The 366-nt window shown below is 63.7% G+C and carries 1 pseudogene; it reads left to right on the forward strand.

The annotated features are described in order from the left end of the window. Positions 1-366: pseudogene (locus AC5ZG1_RS44765) on the forward strand (branched chain amino acid aminotransferase); the annotation flags it as partial.

Raw genomic sequence — 366 nt, forward strand, 5'->3', positions numbered from 1 at the left:
GGTCGAAGCACTGGTCCGCGTCGACAAGGCTTGGATTCCATCCGGCGACGCCAGCCTCTACCTTCGCCCCTTCATGTTCGCCAACGAGGCGTTTCTCGGCGTTCGTCCGGCTCAGGAATATGTCTTCTGCGTCATCGCCTCACCGGTCGGCGCCTACTTCAAGGGCGGCGCGAAGGCCGTCTCTCTTTGGGTCGAAACCGAATACACCCGTGCAGCCAACGGCGGCACGGGCGCTGCAAAATGCGGCGGAAACTACGCAGCCAGCCTCGTGGCGCAAGCCGAGGCGTCGAAGAGGGGTTGCGATCAGGTCGTCTTCCTCGATGCCGCGGAGCACCGCTGGGTCGAAGAACTCGGCGGCATGAACGT

Source organism: Bradyrhizobium sp. Leo78, assembly GCF_059512425.1.